The sequence below is a fragment of the Spirosoma jeollabukense genome, assembly GCF_054777855.1.
This window is the reverse complement of the sequence record NZ_BAAHAD010000004.1, coordinates 167,078-183,616: the sequence shown is the minus strand read 5'-3', so window position 1 is coordinate 183,616 and position 16,539 is coordinate 167,078. Positions and strand designations below refer to the sequence as shown.

The following is a 16,539-nucleotide window of genomic DNA, read 5'->3' as shown; positions in this document are numbered from 1 at the left end:
GAAGTCAAATTACCATGTTACACCGAGTTGTTATTACCGGAATTGGCGCACTAACCCCCGTTGGTCGTGATGTTCCGACGTTCTGGAAAAATGTAGTTAATGGGCAGGGGGGCGCGGCCACCATCAGCCATTTCGATGCATCTCTGTTTCGTACGCAACTGGCCTGCGAACTAAAGAACTTTGACGCATCCCAGTATTTAAGCCACGCCGACATTAAGCGAACCGATTTATTTACACAATATGCCCTGATTGCCGCTGATCAGGCCATTAAAGATGCTGGATTTGACCTCAACAAAATGGACCCATTTGATGTGGGCGTTATCTGGGGATCAGGGCAGGGTGGCATGGATACCTTTGAAGAGCAGGTAACAGAATACGTCAAAGGGAATGGGCAGCCCCGATTCAGTCCTTTCTTTGTTCCCAAGCTGATTGTCAATATGGCATCCGGTATGATCTCCATCCGACACGGCTATATGGGTATTAATTACACCACCGTTTCAGCCTGTGCTACGTCGAACACGGCTATCATGGATGCTTTTACGTACATCAGACTGGGAAAGGCGAAAATAATCGTAACCGGCGGTTCGGAAGCCCCTATTACACCAGCCTCAGTGGGTGGGTTTAGCGCTATGAAAGCCATGACAACCCGAAACAACGACCCTGCAACGGCTTCCCGCCCGTTCGATGTGCATCGGGATGGGTTTGTGATGGGCGAAGGTGCCGGTGCTTTGGTGCTGGAAGAATACGAACATGCCGTAGCCCGCGGGGCCACTATTTACGGTGAAGTGACGGGAGCTGCCATGACGGCCGATGCCTATCACATGACAAGCACTCATCCGGAAGGGCTGGGTGCCCTGAGAGCCATGCAACTAGCGCTGGATGAAGCGAAAACAGACATAAAATCGGTCGATTACCTGAATGTCCATGCTACATCCACACCCGTTGGCGATTTATCCGAAATAAAGGCCATCTTGAAACTTATCGGCAATGAAAAGACCAAGCTTCAGATTAGCGCAACCAAGTCAATAACAGGTCATTTATTAGGAGCTGCTGGTGCTATCGAAGCGATTATTTGCCTGCTTTCCATGCGGGACAGCGTCATTCCGCCTACCATCAACACAACCGAGTTGGACCCGGCTATTCCCAGCCATCTAAACATTGTTTTGAAGGAAGCTATACCAGCAAACGTAGCTATTACTATGAGTAATACGTTTGGTTTTGGCGGGCACAACGGCATCGTTGTTTTCCAGAAAATCTAGCTCAGAACTCAAAACTTACTTTTTCCGAAAATACCAATAAATAGGCTCGGCCGAGAAACCAACTCTTTCGCTGGCTGTATAATAACCCGAGCTATCAATGGCCCAACCAACGGCTTCGCCCTGTGCTTCATCGGCCAGCGGTAGCCGAATGGGTTTACGTTTGAGTGCATCGATGAGGGTTTCGCCAACTTGTCGTTTGTAATAATATAGCTGCTTATACGTACGAATCAGAATTTCGCTGCCATCGGGCGAGACCGCAGCCGAGGTTACTTTTTCAAAAGGAATGATTAGTTCGCTAGTCATCCTAATGACTCGTGTCTGCGACTGAGGAAACGCGGCCCGATATACGTTCATCTGATCGCCTTTCGATAAAATGAACAGATCTTTTGTGATCGGATCAATCAGTATAGCCTCGGCATTTTGAGGGCCATCGGGCAGTCGCAACCGAATAGCGGCTACCCTCGTAATGTGTTCTTCGAAAGGGAGTTGCTTACCCGAAACAGTGGGTTCAGGAAACCGATAGATTATTTTTTCGGGATACTTTAATCTGTTGTCCCCGATTTCGGCCAGATAAATATAGGTTTCGCCCGGCACCGGGCCTGGTCCAACGGCGATGTCTTCCCAATCCTGGTTTTCAACTTCGTCAATGGTAAAGCGAGCCACTACGTTGCCATTCTGACGTATCAACTGAATTTGATTCGGGTTTCCAGAATCTTCCTCTGTCCAGAGATAGCCGGGATTTCGGCGGCTTGAGGCTATACCCGATGATTCGACTAGTGATGGGTCGTCCAGCGTACCAATCCGACGCGGTTGCGTAAACAAAGACGTATCAGGTTGCAGCCCCCTAACCGAGTAGTTGACTTGCGGTGGTGCGGTCAGGCTCACTAATGTAGTCGATGAACTTGTGTTGTCTGATGCTGTTGTCTGCTGATTCGACGGTTGGCAACTACTGAATAATCCCGACAGCAGGGCGGTTGGGAGAAGAATACCTTTCATGTTGGTTTACTAAAATTAATCCCCGGCTAGAGCCACAACTAGCCCATAACTGAGGATCAATATAAGTAACTAAGTGATAGAAAAGGCTCAATACTTAAAACCACTTTCCAGACAGTTTAAGTAGTATTACTAGAATATCAAAAATCAAATCCTAAAATATTATTTTTAAATATATTAATAATAAACATAATATATTTCTTAATAGACAAAAATTGCAAATTAAAATTCTTTAATAAACGCATTAATACTCATATTGCAGCCGCAACCTGTATACTCATCCAACCAGTTTAACTAGTTATTTTCTACCTGTTCACAGGCGGTTATCACTGTATACCATTCAAAACATACCAATATGAAATACCTTGTACTCTGTGCGCTTCTGCTGACCAAATTAGGGTTTGTTGCTACGGCTCAACAAGTCCAGATAGAAACCGAAGCAGGCCCTATTGTCATCAAACTAGACCCAGAAAAAGCCCCCGGTACGGTAGCCAATTTTTTACGTTATGTAAAGGAAAAACGCTATGACGGCGCTACGTTCTATCGCGTGGTCCGGCTCGATAACCAGGCAACCAGCCCGGTCAAAATTGAGGTGATACAGGGCGGTCTGGGTACCGACTCTACCCGCATGTTTCCGCCAATTGCTCAGGAAACAACGCAGAAAACAGGCCTTAAACACCTGGATGGCACCTTATCAATGGCACGGGGCTTGCCCAATAGCGGAGCCTCAGAATTTTTTATCTGCATAAACGCACAGCCTGAACTCGATTTTGGTGGTAAACGCAATCCCGACGGCCAGGGCTTTGCTGCCTTTGGGCAGGTAGTATCCGGAATGGACGTGGTACGCAAAATTCAGGCGGGCGAGACCGGGCAGCCTGGCCCTACCAATGCGTACTCCAATCCACTGCAACTTCTTAAGAAACCCGTACTTATCCGCACGGTCCGACAGATTCCTTAGATCGATCAAATTATTCTTTTTCCCTTTTTCAATCAACCCAAATTAGCTTTATCTATGAAACAACCGGTACTGATTTTCCTGCTACTTATTGGGATATTGCTTCGTGTACAGGCCCAGAATCGAACGATAACGGGTAGAGTATCATCCCCCGAAAATGAAGATATGCCCGGTGTCAGTGTGGTGATCAAAGGCACGACCACAGGCACGGTGACGATCGCAAACGGGACGTATCAACTGGCTGTCCCACCAAAAAGCACGCTCGTCTTTTCGTTCATCGGCTACAAAACGATGGAGGTCGTGCCGGGCGCTCAAACTACACTTGATGTGAAGCTGGTTGCCGATTTGACCAATCTGGATGAGGTTGTCGTTACGGCCAACGCCATCGTTCGGGAGAAAAAAGAACTTGGCTACGCGGTTTCGACCGTGGGTGGTTCTGAACTGGTCAAAGCCCGTGACCCTAACGTACTGAATTCGATGGCGGGTCGCGTGGCTGGGGTACGTATCTCGCAGCAATCGGGGTCGGTCGGTGGCTCAACAAAGGTGATGATTCGTGGAGCAAATTCGCTGTCGAGTTCCAGTGAGCCCCTATTTGTTGTCGATGGTGTTCCTATTTCCAACTCCTCCTTCAACGGTTCCGAAACCGATATCGTGACGGGGGGCGTCGACGTGGGAAACCGCGCGGGCGATCTTAATCCCGATGACATTGAGTCGATGAACGTACTGAAAGGGGCTGCCGCTTCAGCCCTCTACGGGTCGCGTGCCCGAAATGGCGTTATTGTCATCACCACTAAACGGGGTAAAGTGGGGTCAAAAAAGATTAATATATCGGTCAACTCGTCTTACCGCACCGACAACGTACTGCGCGTTCCTGATACGCAGACAGAATATGCACAGGGTAACCTCGGCGTATATAACCCCCGTTTGGGCAACGGCTGGGGACCAGCGATATCGAGCGTAACGGGACCGGTGCTCGACTACACGGGCGCAACCGTGCAGGGATTGACAGCCCATCCGGATAACTGGAAGAATTTTTTCGTAACGGGTCATACGGCCATCAACAGTGTATCGCTGGATGGGGCCAGCGATCAGGGTGATTATCGGATAGGCTTCACCAACCTGAATCAGACAGGCACCGTGCCAGGCTCGAAACTGGGCCGTAATACGTTCGCCATCAACGCAGGCCGTAAGATTACGGATAAGCTTACGTCTCGGGTCTGGCTCAACTACGTGCGGACGACCAGCGATGGCCGCCCGCAGCAGGGGTCTAACACGACCAACATTCTCTCAACGATTCTGGCTGGCCTATCCCCAACGATAGACATCAATGATCTGCGCAATAACCTGTTCGCGCCCGCAACGCAGTCCGTACCAACGGGCTGGACAGGCGATCTGGCGCGGGCTATCGACCTCGACGGTATTCAGAATAATCCGTATTTCGTGACGGCGTTTAACAAGTTCTCTAACTCAGTCGATCGGGTTTATGGCGGTACTAGCCTGAGCTACGACGTAGCGCCCTGGTTCAACGTAACCGGCCGTGTGGGTACAGACTTCTTCACCGAAAACCGCCGATCGACGACGCGCCGGGGCACGCGCGGACGACTGAATGGGCAGTTCGACACCAACGAAATCTATGAGCGTGAACTGCAAAGTGACCTTATAGGTACCATCACCCGTAAAATTTCGGATGACTGGACGTTCAAGGGAATTGTGGGTCATCAGTTCAACCAACGCACCATTCGTCGGTCGCGGGTACTGTCAGACGGATTGAACATCGATCAGTTGTATACGTTTGCCAACGCGCAATCGAACGTAGCGTCGAACTTCTACAGCCGCCGGGAGATCTTCGGGGTATATGGCGATTTTAGCTTCGACTATCGCAACTTCCTGTTCCTGAACGTGACGGGTCGTAACGACTGGTCCAGTACGTTGCCGGTCAACAACAATTCGTACTTCTATCCATCGGTCAGTGCGTCGTTCATTCTTACCGAAGCCTTCCCGAACATGGGTATCGTGAAGAACAACGTGCTAAGCTATGCCAAACTTCGGGCCAACTACGCCAACGTGGGCTCCGACGAAGACCCTTATCAGTTAGCTTTCACGTATAACCCGCTCACACAGGCCAGCGACATCTACACCTTCAACATTCTGTATCCAATCGGGGGTGCCTCGGCGTTCGGGGCTACGAACGTACTGCCGCCAACGAACCTGCGGCCTCAGCAACAAACATCCTATGAGTTTGGTACGGAGTTGAAATTCTTTGGTGGTCGCCTTGGCCTTGATCTGACGTATTACCGAAACCTGAACTACGATCAGATCATCTCCATTGCCGTGCCGCAATCAACTGGTTACTCAGCCCGACGGCTCAATGTGGGCGAAATTTCAAATACCGGCGTCGAAGCCATGCTGTCAGTCACTCCGTTGAAAACCCGATCGGGCTTTCGTTGGGATGCTACCTTCAACTTCAACCGGAACCGAAATCGGGTTGAATCACTGGCTGATGGTCTAACTGAGTTCGTCACTACGTCGGGTGATGGGTTCGGCATTTTCGTGGTAGCCAAACCTGGCGAAACCTTTAACATTCAAGGCGTTGGCTGGTTACGTGATCCTCAGGGAAACATCGTCATTAACCCAAGCACTGGCCTGCGTACACCCGGACCACGTCGGTTACTGGGCAATATTTATCCCGACTGGACACTGGGGATCAACAACAGTTTTTCGTTTAAAGGATTTGATTTCAATTTCCTGATCGACATGCGCAAGGGGGGTGTTATCAACTCACAAACGGTTGGTATTGTGCGAAGTGGTGGCCTGGCGGTCGAAACAGCGGTGAATAATCGCACGCCGTTCATCGACCCCGGTGTGATTCGCAACGCCGACGGGACGTATCGGCCCAACGACGTACCCGTTGCCAGTGTGCAGCAATACTGGAGCCAGTTGGATAACTCGGTTAGCCCCGAAACCAATACGTTCGATGGCTCATACACCAAGCTGCGTGAAGTGCGGATCGCCTACAATCTGCCTCGCACCCTGGTAAACAAGACGCCATTTGGCAGCATTGCCTTTGGTGTGGAAGGGCGTAACCTCTGGATTATCCACTCGAACGTACCGCACATCGATCCCGAAGCCAACGTACTGGGCACTGGCCTTATTGGCGAAGGGCTGGAGCGGGGCAGTATTCCCAGCAGTCGGAGTATTGGCGCCAACCTTCGTTTTACCTTTTGATTAACATCAGTTAACCCAAATAACGCCTTGTATTACCATGAAAAAGATACTGTACATCGGGCTGCTGGCACTGACAGCCACCGGTTGTTTCAAGAACAGCGACCTTAATATTGACCCAAATCGATCCATTACCGTTGACCCTTCGCTCCTGTTTTCGGGAGCCAGCACCCAGTTTTCGCTCCTACGCGTGGGCGAACTCACCTGGCCAGTAGCCCTGATGAGCCAGATGTGGGCGTCGGGAGGCCGCTGGGGGCTGGAGCAGGCGAAATATGACCAGACCCGTATCCGCTCGGTTTGGGGACGTACCTACACCGACGTACTAAAAAACCTGGAAGTAGCTATCAAAGTGGCCGAAAGCACACAGCCCGTCAATAAAAATGCATTGGCACAGTGCAAAATCATGAAAGCATTTGCCTATTCGCAAACATCGCTATTGTGGGGTGACATTCCGTTTACGGATGCCGCCAAGGGCACAGTTGATCTACCTAAATTCGATAAACAGGTCGACGTACTGAACGGCACCATAGCGCTCCTCGATGAAGCTATCGCGCAGATTGATCCGGCCAGCAAAGGCATTATTGCACCCAACGACCTGTATTACGGGGGCGACATGACGAAGTGGCGTAAATTTGCCAACTCGCTCAAACTGCGCATTCTGTTTTCAATGGTCGACGCCGATCCTACGAAAGGAACCGCCATTGGGCAACTCGTAACGGCGGGTAATATGATTGCCGCTACAACCGATGCCATGCAGTTTCAGTACTACAACCAGCCCGGTCGGCAGAATCCACGCTACTCGTTCACGGCGATTTTTCGGGGCGGTGTTCAATCGGACTGGTACTGCTCTAATGTCGTATATAACCTGTTAGTATCACTCAATGATCCACGCATTCCGTACTATTATCAGGTAGGCCCCGGAGCGGCTGCCAATGAGTATGTGGCTCTTAACACGGTTGAAAATTATACACCCAAGTCGTCGCTGGTGAACATGAATCTGCTCAAGCCTGATCTGCCTGAAGTATCGTTTTCGTACTCAGAGCAACTACTGCTGGAAGCCGAAGCCATCGCGCGGGGCTTTGCAACGGGTGGTTTCGATCTGGCTACGCAGCGGATGCGCGCGGGTGTTCGCGCGTCGCTGGTGTCGTTTGGTGTACCAGCCGCCCAGTCTGATACGTATACGAATCAACTTCCCGCCCTGACGGCGGCTAACTACAGAACGGTATTAGCGCAGCAACAATACCTCGATTTATTTATGCGGCCCGTTGAAGGCTGGGTGCAAAATCGCCGGTCGGGCGCAATTGGTCAGGAAATTCCGGCCATGACCACACCGGCAGGCGCTCCCGTTGCCGGGCTGGTTCGGCGGTTGCTATACCGGAGCGAAGAAATAAACTCCAATCCCAATACGCCCACGGGTTTAGCCGTCGATGCTCCGTTGTGGTTTGACAAATAGTGATTTACATCAAGGTGTGCCACGGTTTAGCGCCGTGGCACACCTTGATGTAAATGATTGTAAGTAGTGTGATAGGGTAACCACACTATCGCAGTGCAATCGGGCTATTGGCTTTTGAATTAAATAAGCCATTTACCTGGATTTTGAAAAGGGAGGGCCAGTTTTTGCCCGTAATGTAAAGGGCTTTTTCGCCTGACTTATAAGCAATGCCATTCAATACGTTCTCTGACGTATCAATGCCAGCGGGCAGGGTACTACTTATATTTATTTCGCCCACTACTTTTCCCGACGTTAAATCAATTTGAACGATACGGTTCGTTTTCCAGACATTGGCCAAAACGTATCCATTTACGTATTCCAGCTCGTTAAGATTCATAACGGGTCCTTTATCATCGTAAACAGTTAGTTCTCCCGTTTTTTGAAAATCAGCTGTGTAGTAGGATAATTTATTCGATCCATCGCTCACAATAAGCGTGCTATCGGTATGCGTAAGTCCCCACCCTTCCGTGTGATATATAAATGTCTTTTCCAGAGTGAAGTCCATTTTGTATCGAAAGCATTGCCCTGATGTCCAGGTCAATTGATAAATACGGTCGTTCGCGATGGTTATTCCCTCCCCGAAATACTGTTCAGGTAAAGAGACCGACTGGATGACGGAACCCGTTGCCAGGTCTATTTTCATTAACTTCGACTGCCCATTATGGCCGGTTCCTTCGTACAAAGTATTTCCGTGAAATTCAAGTCCCTGCGTAAAACTGCTTGCCTGGTGAGGATACGTCTTTAAGACAGAATACGTGAATTTTTGAGGTTTGCGATCAGACCAGAGTTCGATCCCTAACGTATCGGATATCTTTGTCTTATTAGCCGTTATACCATTGACTATTAGGGTATGCAAACCCACTTTTTCGGTTGCAGAATGAACAAAAAGTGCCTTATTTGTCGGTTGAACGGCCAAAGCCGGTTTGGTATCCCATGCTATTGAAACCTGGCTTAACGGCTGGCTAAGTTGAATTAAAATGGAATCACCAAGCGTATAGGTTGCGCTCGAAAGGGTAGCTACTGGCTTCGGTTGATCAACTGTACTTGTTTCAGATTTCTTATTCTGCTGGCAGGCCATGATCAACCAACCCACGAACAGCACAGTGAAAATAGACTTAACGAGACGCTTCATGCACAATACTACGTTGAGTTTTGAACATTCTCAAACGCTAATTAGTCAGTTTATTTCTTCGACTTATTATTAATGAACGCACTGAAATTCCAAATTGACAAGATTAACGAAAATGGATTCACCATCATTAACGACATATTTTCCGAAGAGGAAATAAACAACCTGACTCAAATTATTGATCAGGCAACACATTCAAACACTAACTTTCGTAAAGAAAACGATCTGTTTGCCATCCGAAATTTCATAGGAGAAGTACCTCAGATTGAACCCTATTTGTGGACAGAAAAGCTCAATTCACTCATAGATACTTTACTGGGTGCATCCTATTTCGTAACCAAGGCCATTTACTTTAATAAACCAGCTTTATCCAATTGGTTAGTCCCCTGGCATCAGGACACAAAAATTTCGGTGGATGCACGAAAGGAGACTGAAGGCTTTAGTCAATGGACGCTGAAACAAGGACTTCAGGCCGTACAGCCAACGCGCGATTATCTTGATGATTTGTTCACAATACGTATCCATCTCGATGCCTGCGACCAGACAAATGGAGCGTTGAAAGTTGTACCAAAATCACATAAACTGGGTGTATTAAAAGACAACGAGATTTTACAACTCGACAAAACCGAAACGATTTGTAATGTACAGAAAGGCGGGTTAATGATTATGAAACCGCTGCTACTTCATTCGTCCAGTAAGAGCACAAGTGAGCAGAATCGACGTGTAATCCATTTAGAATTTTCGTCCAAACAATTACCAAACGGATTACACTGGAGGGAATGGACAGATAGGAAAAATGCTCGCTACGTTACAAGCTAAACTAAAATCCCATTTTTACTTCCTGACGTTCGCCCGAAACGGTCTGATCGTCCAGGTTGAAGATGTCGGCAAGGGTCATTGCCTGGTCGGTACGGTATTCCATGCCGAGGTGAGCCAGCAAGTTGTTAACTTTAGCGGGTGCCAATTTCCCAAACGCATAGTCGACCATCAAACGACCTTTACGGAGTAAGGCCTTGTCTAGCAGATGTTTACTGGCATTGAACGTAGCAATAACCTGAATGTGCATGCAGTCGGCCAGCAAGCCATCAGTCAGGTTCAGGATGTTTGAGACGCTGTTGGTATCACCCCCGGCTTCGCGCGATTGCAGAATCCGTTCGGCATCTTCGATAATTAGCACTGATTCTTTGTTATCCAGCAAAAACGGAATGATTTCGGGCGATGTCAGGTAGTTCGTCATGTAGGGCGGCAAAATGAGCATATCCTTCTTGACTAACGAACTCAGGTGTTTGATATACGTTGTTTTGCCCGTTCCCGGTTCACCGTGCAACAGAATCAATCCTTTACTCTTAGGCTGCGCCAGTAAATTAACCAGTCGTTCATGAACCGCCGGAAAATCATCATTGTAATGCAATTCAAGATCAATTACGGGCGGCAGAATCTCGACGCGTTCGGTATGCAAGCCACCTAAACCTGCCTGAATCAGATAAATATGCGTCTGGTTATCTTCATGAACGTATTTGTGCTCATGGAAATCAGCCAGTAATGATTTGGCCGACGCTTCGTCGCGATAGTATCCATAGAGCCGAAAGAAACGATCTCCAACAAATTCAGCTTTTAACATCAAGCCTTCATCGTGCTGATAAATCCGCTCAACTACGTGCCATCCCTGATCGGTAACGCGCGTCGAATGATTGATTAACTGAAAACCCCGGCTATCGAGAAGCTGCTGCGCGGACGGCTTAAAATCATCGCTAAAATGAAGATAGTTGGGGTAGCTGCCAAATGCCTGAACAAAATGCGGAGCCAACGGAAACTCGCGATCGAGATCGTTCGGTATGTACAGATTATTGATAACTGATTGGCTGGGCATATCCGTATTGGCCGTCAGATAGCGCAACATGTCGTCCCTGGAAATCTCATCGTATGGTTTCAATTAGACCTTTAGTTACGTTTCTAGTGGCCTAAATTACCATTTTTTTCGATGTCTCAGCCAGAAAGCCATATGCTCGTCTCCTAATACGTGAATTTAAGCAGGTTGGGTGAGAAACGTAGCATGATTTCATGAACGCTGTTTTGGTCATAAAGCATCGAATTCGGGCTTTCAGGCGTCCTGGAATTAAAAATGTAGCCCAGTCGAATGGACTTTGTTAGCTGATATTCAGCCGATGCCTGTACGTAGTTCGTCGAGATAAGGCCAGGACTATTTTGCCGATAGGACAGTCCAAAACCAACCTCTTCATTCAGCCATAACCGGAGGTTTATGTCAAACCCCATGGGCCGGTCAGGTATTTTTGAGATTAGAATCGATGGAATCAGAATGGCATTTTCGTCAATCTCAAACGGCGCTCCAACCTGAAACATAACTGGCCGAATACCGCTATACGCAAACTGTGACGAATAACTCAGGCTTTGCGTACTCAGCTCGGGCGCAGACAGCCCTGCAAAAAATCGGTCCGACTGATAATAAATACCTACCCCAAAACTGCTAACGGCTCGGTTCAGGCTGGTCGCTGTCGTGAAATCATAAATCGGCAGCACACTGACGCCCCCCTGAACACCAATAGACAGTTTGGCCAGTGCGGGCATATTGAACCGGTAAGCTACACTCCCATACACGCCTGTCGCGGTGAACAACCCCATTCGATCATTTAACGCCTGAAACCCTAAACCAACCCGACCGTTGGCAACGGCACCATCGGCAGAAACAGACTGCGTGATGGGTGCGTAGCGAACGCTGATCCATTTACGGCGAAGGTTAGCAGACAAATGAAACGACTCCCGGCTTCCGGCATAAGCAGGGTTGATGCTCAGCGTATTCTGTAAGTACTGAGAGTACAATACTTCCTTTTGTGCCTGAGCGCGTCGGCTCATCAACAGTAGCGCAAAGCAAGCAGTCAGAAAAGAAGTAAGGAAATTAAAGGAGACGTATCGCATAGAAACGGTGGTACGCCAGCCAAAAGCCAACGCGTTTGTTGTAAGTTATACCGCTGCAACTTACAACAAACGCGCTATGGATAAATTAAAAATCGTAACCTAACGTCAGGTAAGCAATGGGTTTCCCAACCGTTTTATCCTCAAGGCCCCAGGCATAATCGAATTTGACAAAGTACCCGAAGATCATGGTTCGTGCGCCAGCGCCATACCCAATCAGAAAGGGGTTTTTGAAGTTCGTTACCACAGCCCGGAACGGAATACTTCCTCCCCCTACAATCTCGGTATTCAGGCTGTTTTGCTGGCTAAACGGTCCGCTGCCTGTCCAGGCAGTTCCAATATCCGAGAAGGCAACCAATTGCAGATTACGCAGAAAGTTGGATGTTACGTTGCCGCGATACAGGTATTGAATCACGGGAAGGCGCAACTCAAGATTCAAGAGCATTGAGCTGTTCCCGGTTAATTTCCCCCAGTTAAATCCACGTAGCGGAGCCGCAAAATCAAGGAAGAAAACATTGCTGTAATCGTAACGAATTTCATTCTGAGATGCATTCGGTATTTGTAGCGGATTGGTAGCAGTAGCTTCCTTCTGGTTGTTAATCCAGTTTTCCATACCACCGAGCGTGCTTTGTTTCGGCGCTGCTCCCCCCGACTGGCTGAACGAAAAACGAGCGGCTAAAACAATATCACGATGGATTTTCTGGTAGTGCCGCAAATCGAGTGAGAGCCGTCGGAAACTCTGTGACGAAGATCGCAAACCAGCATATTCTTCGTAGCGGAGTTTGAGTTTTGTACCCAGCGGCATATTCATCCGATTAAGCTTTGTGTTATCGAACACAAATTCGCCCCGCACACCTCCGTAGTCAGACACGTGGTCGGGTTCGGCAAAAGACGACAGATCGACCAGGCGCGTCATGGCATAAAAAGGAGAGACCGTCACGCGGCTATTAACCGAAATAGGGTATGATGCCGACAGCGCAAACCGGTTGTACCGGTATTTTTGAAGAAGTCCTGCCCCGTCAACAAACAGCGTCTGGCGATCAACGCGGGCTCCATAATCAATCCGGTGTGTCAGGTTGGTGTATTCGGCAAATAAATCACTGTTACGCAACGTATTGGTCAGACTAATGAACCCACCGGCACGTAGCACATGATTCTCCAGCAAGTCGGTCATGGTCACCTCCTGCGAATAGCCGAAGCCCTTGATAGGATCAATACGCCAGTTGGAAGGGGCATCATTGATACCAAATGTACCTTTGTAATCAAACGGTCCGCGAATGGTGATATTCTCCCGACGGCGCGTGCGTGGGGGCGCTGTTATCACGCCGGGCGACGCACCTACAATAGAACGACGCTGACGATATTCGGTTGCTTTTACTACGTCGGCGTCAAACTGGTAGTTGTCCGTATCAACTTCACCTGGGTCCAGCGCCATCCTTTTGACGGGGTCAGGGGTTACCCCACCAGCTACGTTGCGTCCGGCGGCACTTGAGTCGATTGGTGTCCGATTGGGTTGGGCTGTCGTGTCAGCTTTCGTCTGACCAGCTCGGACAGCAGTTGTTCCATTCAGACGATTGTTGGCAGCGGCTCGTTGCGTAGGCGGTGTGTTTAACGCCTGCGATAAATCGAGTTTTGAACGGAATCCGATGTACTCGTCACCATTTTTCAGGCTACTATACACAAAACTCCCGTTAGCCGGATTCAGATCATACAGCCGGATACTTTGCGCAAAAGCCGTTACCTGACGGATAGCTTTTGATTCGGTTTCCAGCCGATACAGGTTCCGGATTCCGTTAACATCATTGAGAAAATAAATGGTTGTTTCGCTGGCAGGGATCGGCTGGGTCGAGTGCGAAAGTGAATCTGTCAACCGAACAACCGATAAATCACGGGCGCTGCCTTCGTGTGTAAACAAGCTCATCTGGTCGCGAATGGATCGGTACGATCCTTTGTCAACGCCGAGCGTATCGTCTTTCCGGTTTGAACTGAATACAACCTGACGAGCCGTACGTCCAACAAACGAGGGATATAAATCGTCGTACAGGTCATTGGTAAGCTGCTGATACGATCCCCGATTGATGCTGTAGAGAAATAAATCATTCTGTCCTTTTCGGTCGGCGCTCAGAATCAGACTACCACCATCTTCCGACGCGTCCATCCAAACTACCTGCGATAATCCATTGACTTTGCGCTTGAATTCCTGCTTGGGCCGCTTCTCGAAGTTAGTAAACTGATACAGGTTTGTCTGCCCTAATTCATCAGTTATTACCAGCAGATTATTTCCCTTCTGCCAGGCCAGCAAGGGTGTACAGGTGGGCCGGGCCTGCCCATCGAGCCGATAGCCTCCCGACAGGACCGTTGTCTTTTTGCGGTTCGTTGTATTGACAACCTCAACATTGAATTTGCCGTCGCGAAGAATGCTATAAGCAATGAATTGTTTGTCGGGACTTAGTTTCAAGCTGATGAGCGACGACTTATCATCGGCCGAGCTTACTTTCATCTGAAACTCGTCGGAACCACCCTGGTATGCCTGCGACACGCTGCTGGCCATTCCGGCATAATATTCACGCCATTCACGCAGGAACCGACTATACGGGACACCTAACGTACTGGTAATACTTTTTTCCTCGTTGCGGATAATGCGCGTCAGATTCAGGATATTTGATACGTTGTCGCGACCGTAGCGCTGAACGATATAGTTCCAGATCGAATGGCCAACGCGTTCGGCTTCCGTACCCGACAAACCCGCTAGTATAGACGCTTTTTTGATAGGATGCGTGAGCGACATATCCCGCATATAATCGTCCAGTTCCAGGCTATTGCCCTGAGCGATGTACGAAGCAATACCGGGCATGAACCAGTCGGGCAATGTTAGCAACAGTGAGCTTTGAAGCGCGTCTTTCAGACTACCGCCGTAGAGCATGTCGTACACAAACAGCATCGAGACATCGCGCACAATTTGCCGCCGAAAGCTGATTTGATCACCGGTAAACGCCAGTTCAATCCGGGATTTGGACAAATCCTGCTCATGTCGGCTCAAGCCACCCTGCGAATTGATACCAATGTTACTTTGAGCCAGTTCGGATGGGGAGTTGAAGAGAAAAATCTTGACCCGATTGTATGGGGTATACCCAAGAAATTCCGTAATCCGGTCAAACTCCGACTCAGCGTACTGAGCCGTCAGGTTGGCAATCTGCGTGCCATCCTGGTAATAGTAGATCTCAAAATTCGATGTTCGAATGATTTTCCATTCGAAGTCACGATACTGAATACGGTTCTTACCAAATCGCTCAAGCGATGGGTAATTCTGCGCTGTAGCTATGCCCAGGACGCCCAGCCAAAGGCCTAACAACAAAATGTATTGATTTCGCATAACAAGACGATTACCGATAAGCCGGTACCACAGGCTTGAATACTGACTAATTAACGAATAAATTTTGACTAATCTGACGCCCGGCGTCCACGCTCCTTATTTGTGTTACTATAACGAAACACAGCGGCTAATATTCGCTTCGGGGTCCAAATCTTCACCATCCAGCAGATGCCGGGAAAACTGTTCAGCCAGATAAGGCGCCAGCGACACGCCTTTTGTGCCCATTCCCCCAAAAATACCAACCGTTGGATGCGCTGGATGAATGCCTACAAACGGTCGCCGATCTTTGGTCGATGGACGGATACCCGCCTGCTGTGCCACAACTCGATACGGCACTTTCAAGATCGCCCGTAGTTTCGATTCTAAAAACTCACGACCATCATCAGTTGTTTCCCAATCCAGGTCATGCCAACTGTAGGTAGCGCCTATTTTCAGTAATCCGTCGCGAACGGGCAGAATAAACAGCCCCTGATTGACAATGTTTTTAATTGAATACGTTTCAGCAACGGCCGTTAGAATCTGGCCTTTGACCGGATTGTAGGGAAGCCAGTCGAACAGAGAGTTCTCGCGGGCCATCACGCCATCGCAAAAAATAACCGTACCAAATTCGATGTCTTTCCAGCCTACTTTGGTATCCCGAATGTGCAGGTCATCGACGTCAATGCGGCCTTCAAAATATTGATTTTTTCGCATAAAATAGCCCTTGATCACCCGAACAAATTCCGTCAGATCGAGCCATCCGGCCTGCGTTACTTCCAGGCCGCCAAATGGATTAGTAATGCAGTCGCTATACAGTTGATCATCAACCTTGTCTGCTACGTAGGCCCTTGTGGCCGGGTCTTCCAGGAGCGCCAGATAATCCGTTTGTTCGCGCATGGACCGAAACGGCCGATAAATAGTTTTCGGATGAAAAAACCGAACGTTGAGCTTTTGCTCAATCTCGGCATAAAACTGGTGGAGAAAGGGAAACAGATCGTCAGCTTTCCAGGTACGAACGAGCTTTCGGCCTGTGAGCGGGTTCACAATGCCGGCCGCTACTCCCGAAGCTGATGGGAGTGCCGGATCGTCCGCCAGCAATACCGAACAACCGCGTTGGTCGAGGGTCCAGGCCAGTACCGATCCGGCCACTCCCTGCCCTACAATCAGAAAGTCGGCAGTCATGGATTAAAATGAAGAAAGTGAATG

11 protein-coding genes are annotated in these 16,539 nt (G+C 48.9%); 5 read left to right on the top strand and 6 right to left on the bottom strand.

What is annotated here, in order from left to right; genetic code table 11:
- Positions 1 to 14 precede the first annotated feature (14 nt).
- The gene (gene fabF, locus ACYVEA_RS17635) at positions 15 to 1,259 is read left to right on the top strand and encodes a beta-ketoacyl-ACP synthase II (RefSeq protein ID WP_461114748.1); all 1,245 of its coding nucleotides are present in this window, start codon (positions 15 to 17) and stop codon (positions 1,257 to 1,259) included.
- A 15-nt stretch (positions 1,260 to 1,274) separates the two neighbouring features.
- Here fabF and ACYVEA_RS17630 read toward each other — a convergent pair whose 3' ends face one another.
- Entirely contained in the window at positions 1,275 to 2,255 is a 981-nt protein-coding gene (locus ACYVEA_RS17630) for a hypothetical protein (RefSeq protein ID WP_461114747.1), read from the bottom strand.
- Positions 2,256 to 2,607: 352 nt separating this feature from the next.
- On the opposite strand from ACYVEA_RS17630, the gene ACYVEA_RS17625 reads away from it, so the two are divergent.
- From ACYVEA_RS17625 to ACYVEA_RS17615, 3 genes are read left to right on the top strand one after another with little or no spacing between them, the layout of a single operon-like run.
- Positions 2,608 to 3,210, top strand: coding sequence for a peptidylprolyl isomerase (locus ACYVEA_RS17625; RefSeq protein WP_461114746.1), 603 nt, complete (start codon positions 2,608 to 2,610; stop codon positions 3,208 to 3,210).
- A gap of 54 nt (positions 3,211 to 3,264) precedes the next feature.
- On the top strand, positions 3,265 to 6,432 hold the full coding sequence (locus tag ACYVEA_RS17620) for a SusC/RagA family TonB-linked outer membrane protein (protein ID WP_461114745.1): 3,168 nt from the start codon (positions 3,265 to 3,267) through the stop codon (positions 6,430 to 6,432).
- Between the two features lie 37 nt (positions 6,433 to 6,469).
- On the top strand, positions 6,470 to 7,882 hold the full coding sequence (locus ACYVEA_RS17615) for a SusD/RagB family nutrient-binding outer membrane lipoprotein (RefSeq protein WP_461114744.1): 1,413 nt from the start codon (positions 6,470 to 6,472) through the stop codon (positions 7,880 to 7,882).
- 85 nt (positions 7,883 to 7,967) lie between these two features.
- Here the strand turns inward: ACYVEA_RS17615 and ACYVEA_RS17610 are convergent, their stop codons facing one another.
- Entirely contained in the window at positions 7,968 to 9,053 is a 1,086-nt protein-coding gene (locus ACYVEA_RS17610) for a glutaminyl-peptide cyclotransferase (RefSeq protein ID WP_461114743.1), read from the bottom strand.
- 72 nt (positions 9,054 to 9,125) lie between these two features.
- Between ACYVEA_RS17610 and ACYVEA_RS17605 the strand changes: the two genes are divergently transcribed.
- Entirely contained in the window at positions 9,126 to 9,869 is a 744-nt protein-coding gene (locus tag ACYVEA_RS17605) for a phytanoyl-CoA dioxygenase family protein (RefSeq protein WP_461114742.1), read from the top strand.
- Between the two features lies 1 nt (position 9,870).
- On the opposite strand, the gene ACYVEA_RS17600 is transcribed toward ACYVEA_RS17605, so the two are convergent.
- The 4 genes from ACYVEA_RS17600 to ACYVEA_RS17585 form a co-directional block, all read right to left on the bottom strand.
- Positions 9,871 to 10,950 (bottom strand): AAA family ATPase, encoded by a 1,080-nt coding sequence (locus ACYVEA_RS17600; protein WP_461115094.1) that lies wholly within the window; start codon positions 10,948 to 10,950, stop codon positions 9,871 to 9,873.
- Between the two features lie 113 nt (positions 10,951 to 11,063).
- Entirely contained in the window at positions 11,064 to 11,984 is a 921-nt protein-coding gene (locus ACYVEA_RS17595) for a PorP/SprF family type IX secretion system membrane protein (protein WP_461114741.1), read from the bottom strand.
- 85 nt (positions 11,985 to 12,069) lie between these two features.
- Positions 12,070 to 15,354 carry a hypothetical protein gene (locus ACYVEA_RS17590; protein WP_461114740.1) on the bottom strand — a complete coding sequence of 1,095 codons (3,285 nt, stop codon included), beginning with the start codon at positions 15,352 to 15,354 and terminating at the stop codon, positions 12,070 to 12,072.
- Between the two features lie 108 nt (positions 15,355 to 15,462).
- On the bottom strand, positions 15,463 to 16,515 hold the full coding sequence (locus ACYVEA_RS17585) for an NAD(P)/FAD-dependent oxidoreductase (protein ID WP_461114739.1): 1,053 nt from the start codon (positions 16,513 to 16,515) through the stop codon (positions 15,463 to 15,465).
- Between the last annotated feature and the right edge of the window lie 24 nt (positions 16,516 to 16,539).

Coding starts and splice junctions, on each gene's coding strand:
- fabF (WP_461114748.1), top strand. CDS start 15: ATGTTACACCGAGTTGTTATTACCGGAATTGGCGCACTAACCCCCGTT.
- ACYVEA_RS17630 (WP_461114747.1), bottom strand. CDS start 2,255: ATGAAAGGTATTCTTCTCCCAACCGCCCTGCTGTCGGGATTATTCAGT.
- ACYVEA_RS17625 (WP_461114746.1), top strand. CDS start 2,608: ATGAAATACCTTGTACTCTGTGCGCTTCTGCTGACCAAATTAGGGTTT.
- ACYVEA_RS17620 (WP_461114745.1), top strand. CDS start 3,265: ATGAAACAACCGGTACTGATTTTCCTGCTACTTATTGGGATATTGCTT.
- ACYVEA_RS17615 (WP_461114744.1), top strand. CDS start 6,470: ATGAAAAAGATACTGTACATCGGGCTGCTGGCACTGACAGCCACCGGT.
- ACYVEA_RS17610 (WP_461114743.1), bottom strand. CDS start 9,053: ATGAAGCGTCTCGTTAAGTCTATTTTCACTGTGCTGTTCGTGGGTTGG.
- ACYVEA_RS17605 (WP_461114742.1), top strand. CDS start 9,126: ATGAACGCACTGAAATTCCAAATTGACAAGATTAACGAAAATGGATTC.
- ACYVEA_RS17600 (WP_461115094.1), bottom strand. CDS start 10,950: ATGTTGCGCTATCTGACGGCCAATACGGATATGCCCAGCCAATCAGTT.
- ACYVEA_RS17595 (WP_461114741.1), bottom strand. CDS start 11,984: ATGCGATACGTCTCCTTTAATTTCCTTACTTCTTTTCTGACTGCTTGC.
- ACYVEA_RS17590 (WP_461114740.1), bottom strand. CDS start 15,354: ATGCGAAATCAATACATTTTGTTGTTAGGCCTTTGGCTGGGCGTCCTG.
- ACYVEA_RS17585 (WP_461114739.1), bottom strand. CDS start 16,515: ATGACTGCCGACTTTCTGATTGTAGGGCAGGGAGTGGCCGGATCGGTA.